Here is a 9,890-nt window from a genome sequence, read left to right as displayed (position 1 = left end):
GTGACGTACGTGTCGGTGACGAAATCGAAATCGTCGGTATCCGTGACACCCAAAAAACCACCTGTACTGGTGTAGAGATGTTCCGTAAACTGCTAGACGAAGGTCGTGCAGGCGAAAACTGTGGCGTATTACTACGTGGTACCAAACGTGAAGACGTACAACGTGGCCAAGTACTTGCTAAGCCAGGTTCAATCACCCCGCATACTAAATTTGACGCTGAAGTATACGTACTGTCAAAAGAAGAGGGTGGTCGTCACACACCATTCCTAAACGGCTATCGTCCACAGTTCTACTTCCGTACCACTGACGTAACTGGTGCAATCCAATTACAAGACGGTACTGAAATGGTTATGCCTGGTGACAACGTTGAGATGGGCGTAGAGCTTATCCACCCAATCGCTATGGACAAAGGTCTTCGCTTCGCAATTCGTGAAGGCGGCCGTACCGTAGGTGCTGGTGTTGTTGCTAACGTCCTTAGCTAAGCATCAAAACCCTAACGCTATTAGAGGAATCTAAGCGTTAAGCAGTCAGAAAAAAGCCATCCTGATAAGGGTGGCTTTTTTTATGGGGTGTGAATGAGGATAAGGGGTTAAAAAGATATATAGTAAACATATCCTAAAAACGCGATGGTATTGCTGATATCAATTTTTTGTAGCCTCTGTCTGCGCAGGCACAGCAAGCAAGAAAAATTGATATCAGCAGTGTGTGATGTATCTATATTACTTTTCACCCACTATAGTAGAAAAGTGGGGCAGACAAAAACCAATCTCACCTTATATGGGTTTATACATGTACCTTAAAAAGCGCTTATTATCTGCTCGGTGTCTATTGTAATTCTTAACCGAGCTTGCTATATTAACGCTGCGATTCATTAGCACCCTTTATGATTAATTTTTATATTTCTCATATAAATGGTTTAAGAATGACGCTTAAGAACAGTCATATTAGCATCGCAGCAGAATTTTATTCCTAAATGCTTGCATTCTATGCTCAATATTGTATAATGCTGTCCTTTACACCCATAGGCGATTGGCTCAATTGGTAGAGCATCGGTCTCCAAAACCGAGGGTTGTAGGTTCGAGTCCTACATCGCCTGCCATCTTCTTATCATATCTTTGTCATACCCCACCATCTCCGAAGTGAGTTCTTTATGAGCAATAATCAAGATAACCTCGAGACTAAGTTATCTGATGCTAAGGCAGTGGCTGGTGGAATGCTGTCCAAAGATAAGCACGTTTCGGCGAACAATCAAACAACCGCTGTTGAAGTTGCTAAAACTGGTTCAGTTAAAGATGTGGTATTGTGGCTACTTGCCGCAGTAATTTTGATAGGGGCAACCTTAGTCAATCAATACCTACCAGGCTATTGGCAACCTGCCAATGATGTTTGGATGCGTATTGGTATCATCGTTGCTCTCGTTATTATTGCCTTGGTCTGCTTGGCATTAACGCATCAGGGTCGCGCTTTTAAAATATTATTAAAAGATGCCGCCGTTGAGTTGCGACGAGTCACATGGCCGGGCAAAGATGAAACCTTTCAATACACATGGCAGACGATTGTCATGATTGCTATTGTGGGTTTTTTGGTTTGGTTGTTAGATAACTTTTTTAACTGGTTCGTTGGTATTTTTATTGGTTAATGACGCGTATTAGTGTCCATTAAGCCAGATTTACTTATAACGACTTAACTTTACTGATCAGGAGCGTGATATGCGTTGGTATATTGTCCAAGCGTTTTCAGGATATGAAAAGCAAGTACAACGTTCATTAACTGATCGTATCAATCGTAGTGAATTTGCTGATTCATTCGGCGATGTTTTGGTACCTACCGAAGAAGTCGTTGAAATGAAAGACGGCAAAAAGCGTAAAAGTGAGCGTAAGTTCTTTCCAGGCTATGTATTGATTCAGATGGAAATGAACGACAACACGTGGCATATCGTCAAAGACTGCCCGCGTATTATGGGCTTTGTCGGTGGCACGCCTGAAACGCCAGCACCGATTACGCAAGTAGAAGCCGACCGTATTTTAAACCGTTTAAATCAGACTGAAGCTGACCCACGTCCGAAGACTCTATTTGAGCCAGGCGAAGAGTTGTTGGTTATCGATGGTCCATTTACTGACTTTAAAGGGTTGGTGGAAAAAGTGGATTATGAGAAGTCTAAACTACATTTAACGGTAAACGTATTTAATCGCCCGACCCAGGTCGAGCTTGAGTTTAGTAAAGTTGAAAAACTAGACTAAACCGGTAAAACATTCATCAACCGGGGAGCTGTTAGTCAATGAGGTGCATACCATATTGATTTGGCGCTATTACCCATTTAGGAGAGTATCATGGCTAAGAAGATTGATGGTTACATCAAACTGCAAGTGCCTGCAGGTAAAGCAAATCCTTCACCACCGATTGGTCCAGCATTGGGTCAAAAAGGCGTGAACATCATGGCGTTCTGTAAAGAATTTAACGCTGCGACCTCAAACCAAGAGCCGGGTCTACCGATTCCTACTGAGATCACCGTATATAGCGATAAATCTTTTACCTTCATCATGAAGTCACCACCAGCTGCATACTTACTACGTAAGGCTGCTGGTATCGCTAAAGGTTCTGGTACACCTAACACCGCTAAAGTCGGTAAAGTTGACCGTGCACAATTAGAAGAAATCGTTAAGACTAAAGATGCAGACTTAACCGCTGCTGGTCTTGATGCTGCTGTCCGTACCATCGCTGGTACTGCACGTTCAATGGGTATTACCGTGGAGGGTGTGTAAATGAGTAAACTTACTAAGCGTCAAAAGCTAATCGCTGAGCGCGTTGAAAACGAAAAATTATACACTCTTGAAGAAGCCGTTCAAATCCTAAACGATTTGCCAGCCCTTAAATTCAAAGAGTCTATCGACATCGCAGTAAACTTGGGCGTTGACCCACGTAAATCTGATCAAGTCGTTCGTGGTGCTACCAACCTACCTGCGGGTACTGGTAAAACCAAACGCGTTGCTGTATTTGCTCAAGGCGCTGCTGCTGAAGCCGCTAAAGAAGCCGGTGCTGACATCGTTGGTTTTGAAGACCTAGCTGAGCAAATCAAAGCCGGTAACATGGACTTTGATATCGTTATTGCTGCTCCTGACGCGATGCGTGTGGTTGGTCAATTGGGTACTATCTTAGGTCCACGTGGCCTAATGCCTAACCCAAAAGTTGGTACGGTAACGCCTAACGTTGCTGAAGCTGTGACTAATGCGAAAGCGGGTCAAGCACAGTACCGGGTTGATAAAGCGGGTATTATCCATACCACGATCGGTCAAGTTGGCTTTACTGCTGAGCAAGTTATGCAAAACGCTCAAGCATTGCTATCTGATCTTAAACGCGCTAAACCTGCGACGTCTAAAGGTACTTTCATTAAGAAAATTACCTTGTCTAGCACTATGGGTCCAGGCATCTCAATTGACCCTGTTCCATATCGCGTTGCCAAATAATTTTTCTATATAAAAACTGCTCTTTATTCAACTATTTTGAATAAAGAGCCCATATTGTTTTAAAGAATTAGGTCAGCGTAGCAAACGCTCCGCTGTCTAAGACCGTAGGTAGAAAGCGGTTTATGATTACTTGTGATGGTAAGCTGCTTTTGTTAATCGACGACAGGTGAAAATCTTAGTTGTCCTACGCAGACGGTGACCCACCCAGTTGTTGATAAGAGCCAATAGATTGGTATTTATACCAAATTATTACTCGATGTCAGTCTGATAACGGTGCCGTAATCAGTCGTTATGAATGAACTCTTTATGGGGTTTATAAATAACGTGTCGTATCAAGTCAGTCGTCGTAAGTTATTTACATTGTCCAAAACTTTGGTTTTAGAATATTAAATAATGAGCGGATTGATAAGATTAAAGGAGTCAACTTATGGCATTAACGCTAGAGCAAAAACAACAAGTTGTGGCTGAAGTGTCTGAAGTTGCTGCTAATGCTTACTCAGCAGTAGCTGCCGAATATCACGGTATTGGTGTTGCAAAGCTTACTCAGCTGCGCGAACAAGCTCGTGATAAAGGTGTCGTTTTGAAAGTGGTAAAAAATACCCTAGCAAAACGCGCTTTTGAAGGCACTAAGTTTGAGAGCATGTCAGACCGTATGACTGGTCCACTACTTTTGGCTTTCTCTATGGAAGATTTGGGATCTGCTGCTCGAGTCGTTTTCGACTTCAGCAAAGATAACAAAGCTTTAGAGACCAAATTGGTATCAGTCGGTGGTGAAGTTTATGGTCCAGAAGAGCTAGAGCGCGTATCGAAGCTACCAACTCGCGACGAAGCAATCTCTATCCTAATGGCTACTATGAACGCACCAGTGACCAAGCTTGTCCAGACTATGAACGCAGTTCCTGGCAAGTTCGTTCGCACGGTAGCGGCAATCAAAGACGCAAAAGAAGCTGCTTAATTGCTTGTTTTAACGTAACTTTGACATCGCCGATTGCACTGCATTGCCAACCCTATTTAAACATTTGGCAAGCAATCCAAGCGATATTAAAACCAACTAAATTTTATCAGATAACGGAGAGTTCTCATGGCACTATCTAAAGATGATGTGTTAAACGCAATCGCTGAAATGTCAGTAATGGATATCGTTGAGTTAATCAGCGACATGGAAGAAAAATTCGGCGTAACTGCTGCTGTTGCCGCTGCTGCACCTGCTGCTGGTCCTGCTGCTGCCGCTGCTGAAGAAAAAGACGAGTTTGACGTTGTTCTTGCCAGCTTTGGCGAGAAGAAAGTTGGCGTCATTAAAGCAGTTCGCGAAGCGACTGGCCTTGGCTTGAAAGAAGCGAAAGATTTGGTTGAAAGCGCTCCAGCTCCAATCAAAGAAGGCGTAAATAAAGCTGAAGCTGAAGAGTTGAAAAAGAAACTTGAAGAAGCTGGTGCAACTATTGAACTAAAATAAGTTCAACTGCTGTACAAAAAAAGCTGGTAATGCCTTGCATTATCAGCTTTTTTTTATTATAATCCGTAGCTTGACCTTTTGTGTCTGCCAACATACGTATGCAACATCACGGTGGATACCCATCAAAAGGACAGACGATATACATGCAAGCACACTTAGTAGTTATTGAAATCAGTTAACGAGCTAAACGTCGATCGATGTTTGGCATTTTTTTGTGTCTGCATGCTTTTCATTAACACTATAATTTATACTGATTCTAAAAGTCACTGCTTTACCATAAGTCACTGTTTCAAAATTTATAGTTATCTCAGATTTTTAATCTAAACGCTGTTCATTAAGTCATCTGGTAAGGTTTTACTGTCAGTATATGCACTGGTAGACGGTAGATATCAGCGACGATATTACTTATGATAGCAGATGATGAGTAGGTTTTTAAAAGAGAAGTAGCAATAGTACTTTAAGTGAATTTACAAAGAGAATCAATAGTATCTAAATGCCAGTCATTGGTCTTAGATACGGTGCAGTGGTTACTCGTAAGTACTACAAAGTTAAAAGGTGCAAAGCATTGAAATTTTTAGTGTTAGCACTCATATAGGCATGCTTAGATGCCGATTTACGCTTAAATAAACTGGATTAATTATGCACTATACGCGTGAATTAATTAGCAGTCATTAAATGAGCATGAATATCCGTTTTATATTATCGTTTACGTTGCCAAGTTTGCATGATATTCATATTAAATAGTATTGATGCAAGTCGGCCGCGCTTTCAATTTGTTTCCACGTTTACTGTAAGGACTCTCGATGGCATATTCTTATACTGAAAAAAAGCGTATTCGCAAAAGTTTTGCTGAATTGCCTACTGTGATGGACATTCCCTATTTGTTGTCTATCCAAGTAGATTCTTATGAGCAATTTTTGCAAGAGCATAAAAAGCCAAAAGCTCGTGAGAATACTGGTTTACAAGCTGCGTTTTCTTCTATTTTTCCAATTGAGAGTCACTCTGGTAACGCAGAGCTACAATTCGTTGAATATTATTTAGGCACGCCTGAGTTTGATGAGCGTGAGTGTATCTTACGTGGTTCGACCTTTGCGGCGCCAATGCGCGTTAAAATCCGCCTGATTATTAAAGATAAAGACAGCAAAGACAAAGACAGCAAAGCGGCGATTAAAGACATCCGTGAGCAAAGCGTCTATATGGGCGAGATGCCACTAATGACGGCTAACGGTACTTTTATTATCAATGGTACTGAGCGTGTGATCGTATCACAGCTACATCGCTCACCAGGTGTGTTCTTTGACCATGATAAAGGTAAGTCGCATTCAAGTGGTAAGGTGCTTTACAACGCCCGTATCATTCCTTACCGTGGTTCTTGGTTAGACTTTGAATTTGATGCCAAAGATTTGGTTTTCGCTCGTATTGACCGTCGCCGTAAATTACTTGCGTCTATTATTCTACGCGCTCTAGGTCTGACTACCTCTGAAATCTTAGATTTGTTCTTTGATAAAGTAAAAGTATATAAAGGCGAAGAGCAGTTTGAGATCGATTTGGTTGCTGATCGTCTGCGTGGCGAGATGGCACAGTTTGATATCGTATCACCAGAAGGTGAGGTGATCGTCGAGCAGGGCAAACGTATCAACGCCCGCCGTATCCGTCAGCTTGAAGAAGCGGGTATGACCAAAATTGCGATTCCTGATGAGTATTTATACGAGCGCATTTTGGCCGAAGACATCGTTGTCAATGATGAAGTGATTGCGCGTGCCAATACGCTTATTGATCATGAATTATTGGTTAAGTTAAGCTCGTATGAAGCCAGTGATTCTATCAAAGAATTCAACATTCTATTTACCAACGATATCGATCAAGGCAGTTATATTGCCGATACGCTACGTGCCGATAGCACCTCAAGCCGTGAAGAAGCCTTGATTGAAATCTATAAAGTTATGCGCCCAGGTGAGCCACCAACGGTTGAGACTGCTGAAAAACTGTTTGAGAGCATGTTCTTTAACGCTGACCGTTATGACTTATCAAACGTCGGCCGCATGAAGTTTAACCGTCGTTTGGGTCTAGAGTTTGAAGATACTGACGATGCCGATGTACAGCGCGCGCGTAGTGTTTTGACCAATGATGATATTGTCAATGTCCTAAAAGAATTGATTGAAATTCGTAATGGTCGCGGCGAAGTCGATGATATCGACCATTTAGGTAACCGCCGTATTCGTTCGGTTGGTGAGATGGCTGAAAACCAGTTCCGCGTGGGTCTGGTTCGTGTTGAGCGTGCGGTAAAAGAGCGCCTATCATCAGCGGAATCTGATAACTTGTCACCACAAGATTTGATTAACTCGAAGCCTGTAGCGGCAGCAGTGAAAGAATTCTTTGGTTCAAGCCAGTTGTCACAGTTTATGGATCAGAACAATCCATTGTCGGAAGTGACGCATAAACGCCGTGTATCAGCGTTAGGACCGGGCGGTCTGACCCGTGAGCGTGCAGGCTTTGAAGTTCGTGACGTTCACGATACCCATTATGGCCGTGTCTGTCCGATTGAAACACCTGAAGGTCCAAACATTGGTTTGATTAACTCGCTAGCAACCTTTGCTAAAACCAACAGCTTTGGCTTCCTAGAAACGCCATATCGCCGTGTGGTTGATGGTAAAGTAACGGATCAAATCGAATACTTGTCAGCGATTGAAGAAGTCGGTACGGTCATTGCTCAGGCGGATTCACCAGTGACCGCTGATGGCGCGCTATCTGATGAAATGGTCAGTGTGCGTAGCTATGGTGAATTTGTACGTATGCCGCCAGAAAAAGTGACGCATATGGATGTGTCACCAAGTCAGGTGGTATCGGTTGCCGCCGGTTTGATTCCGTTCCTAGAGCATGACGATGCTAACCGAGCGCTCATGGGCTCAAACATGCAACGTCAGGCCGTTCCTACGTTACGTGCTGATAAGCCGTTAGTTGGTACTGGCATGGAGCGTCACGTTGCTCGTGACTCTGGTGTTTGTGTGATCGCGAAGCGTGGCGGTGTGATCGAAGACGTTGATGCGTCGCGTATCGTCGTGCGTGTCAATGAAGATGAAATGGTCGCCGGTGAAGCGGGTATTGATATCTACAACTTGATTAAATACACGCGCTCAAACCAAAACACTTGTATTAACCAACGTATTATCGTTAACCAAGGCGACGAAATTGCCTTTGGTGATATCTTAGCCGATGGTCCGTCAACCGACCTTGGAGAGCTTGCGTTAGGTCAGAATATTCGTATTGCCTTTATGCCTTGGAATGGTTACAACTTCGAAGATTCGATTTTGTTATCTGAAAAAGTGGTCAAAGAAGATCGTTTCACCACCATTCATATCCAAGAATTAACCTGTGTAGCTCGTGATACTAAGCTTGGTACCGAAGAGATTACTGCCGATATTCCAAACGTTGGTGAAGCGGCGTTATCAAGCCTTGATGAAGCAGGTATTGTTTATATCGGTGCTGAAGTTGACGCTGGTGATATCTTAGTTGGTAAAGTCACGCCAAAAGGTGAGACGCAACTGACCCCAGAAGAAAAACTGCTCAGAGCGATCTTTGGTGAAAAAGCGGCTGATGTGAAAGACACCTCATTGCGTGTTCCAACATCAAGCAAAGGTACGGTCATTGACGTCCAAGTCTTTACCCGTGACGGCGTTGAAAAAGATGCGCGTGCTAAAGCGATTGAAAAATCACAACTTGATAGCTATCGTAAAGATTTAAAAGAAGAGCTACGCATCTTTGAAGAAGCGGCTCGTGGCCGTATCGCAAGCTTGCTTGACGGTCAAAAAGTCAGTGGCGGTTCTGGTCTAAAAGCCGGTACCGTTATGGCCTTGGCTGACATGAAAGAGATGAGCCTTGAAACCTTATTAGATATTCAGCCGGTTGAAGAAGAAATCTCTGAGCGTCTGACCCAAATCGCTGATTACTTGGTCGATAAGCAAAAAGACATCGATGTGAAATTTGCTGAGAAAAAACGCAAATTGACCGCTGGTGATGATTTACAGCATGGCGTACAAAAAATCGTTAAAGTATATCTAGCGGTTAAACGCCGTATCCAGCCTGGTGATAAAATGGCCGGTCGTCATGGTAACAAAGGTGTGGTATCGCGCATTATGCCGGTTGAAGACATGCCTTATGATGAACATGGTAATACCGTTGACATCGTCTTGAACCCACTTGGTGTACCATCGCGTATGAACATCGGTCAGGTACTAGAGACGCATTTGGGTATGGCAGCGAAAGGTCTGGGCGAAAAGATTGACGGTATGCTCAAAGCGCAAGCCGCGATTAAAGATTTGCGTGATTTCTTAGATAAAATCTATAACAAGGTAGGCGGTGAGAGTGTTGATCTTGATAGCTTAAGTGATGATGACATCATGGCGCTGGCGGACAACTTACGTGACGGTGTACCAATGGGTACCGCAGTATTTGATGGTGCTCATGAGTATCAAGTCAAAGAATTGCTTGAGCTTGCGGGAATGGATCGTGATGGTCAGCAGACCTTGTATGATGGTCGTACGGGTCAAAAGTTTGACCGTAAAGTAACCGTTGGCTATATGTATATGCTCAAACTTAACCACTTGGTTGATGACAAGATGCATGCGCGTTCTACCGGTTCTTACTCGCTTGTGACGCAGCAGCCACTTGGCGGTAAAGCGCAGTTCGGTGGTCAGCGCTTCGGTGAGATGGAAGTTTGGGCCCTAGAAGCCTATGGCGCGACTTATACCTTGCAAGAGATGCTAACGGTGAAGTCGGATGACGTTGAAGGCCGTACACGTATGTACAAAAACATCGTCGATGGTGAACAATATATGGATCCAGGTATGCCTGAATCATTTAACGTATTGACCAAAGAAATCAAATCACTGGGTATTAATATTGAGTTAAAACAAAGCAACTAAAACCAACGCAGGCAAAATTGCTGTTTAACTTAGTTGTCCACTAAAGGCAGT

At 43.3% G+C, this 9,890-nt stretch carries 8 protein-coding genes and 1 tRNA gene; all 9 read left to right on the top strand.

What is annotated here, in order from left to right; genetic code table 11:
- Positions 1–482 (top strand): EF-Tu C-terminal domain-related protein (locus tag JMX70_RS03715; RefSeq protein WP_265089120.1); only part of this gene is annotated, 482 nt, incomplete at its 5' end.
- Positions 483–1,023: 541 nt separating this feature from the next.
- A tRNA-Trp gene (locus JMX70_RS03710) sits at positions 1,024–1,099 on the top strand.
- Between the two features lie 51 nt (positions 1,100–1,150).
- The gene (secE, locus tag JMX70_RS03705) at positions 1,151–1,639 is read left to right on the top strand and encodes a preprotein translocase subunit SecE (RefSeq protein WP_068405077.1); all 489 of its coding nucleotides are present in this window, start codon (positions 1,151–1,153) and stop codon (positions 1,637–1,639) included.
- Positions 1,640–1,709: 70 nt separating this feature from the next.
- On the top strand, positions 1,710–2,240 hold the full coding sequence (gene nusG / locus JMX70_RS03700) for a transcription termination/antitermination protein NusG (RefSeq protein ID WP_068405079.1): 531 nt from the start codon (positions 1,710–1,712) through the stop codon (positions 2,238–2,240).
- Between the two features lie 90 nt (positions 2,241–2,330).
- On the top strand, positions 2,331–2,762 hold the full coding sequence (gene rplK, locus JMX70_RS03695) for a 50S ribosomal protein L11 (protein ID WP_068405081.1): 432 nt from the start codon (positions 2,331–2,333) through the stop codon (positions 2,760–2,762).
- Positions 2,763–3,464: a 50S ribosomal protein L1 gene (gene rplA / locus JMX70_RS03690; protein WP_068405082.1), complete on the top strand. Its 702-nt coding sequence runs from the start codon at positions 2,763–2,765 to the stop codon at positions 3,462–3,464.
- A gap of 427 nt (positions 3,465–3,891) precedes the next feature.
- A complete protein-coding gene (gene rplJ, locus JMX70_RS03685; RefSeq protein ID WP_025652244.1) occupies positions 3,892–4,419 on the top strand; it encodes a 50S ribosomal protein L10 in 528 nt (175 codons plus the stop codon).
- A 126-nt stretch (positions 4,420–4,545) separates the two neighbouring features.
- Entirely contained in the window at positions 4,546–4,917 is a 372-nt protein-coding gene (gene rplL / locus JMX70_RS03680; RefSeq protein WP_144297917.1) for a 50S ribosomal protein L7/L12, read from the top strand.
- Between the two features lie 803 nt (positions 4,918–5,720).
- On the top strand, positions 5,721–9,839 hold the full coding sequence (rpoB, locus tag JMX70_RS03675) for a DNA-directed RNA polymerase subunit beta (protein WP_144297918.1): 4,119 nt from the start codon (positions 5,721–5,723) through the stop codon (positions 9,837–9,839).
- Positions 9,840–9,890: the final 51 nt, after the last annotated feature.

The organism is Psychrobacter pulmonis (assembly GCF_904846465.1).
GTDB lineage: Bacteria > Pseudomonadota > Gammaproteobacteria > Pseudomonadales > Moraxellaceae > Psychrobacter > Psychrobacter faecalis.
Note: the sequence above shows the minus strand (reverse complement) of the source record. Positions and strands in the feature narration are given on the sequence as shown.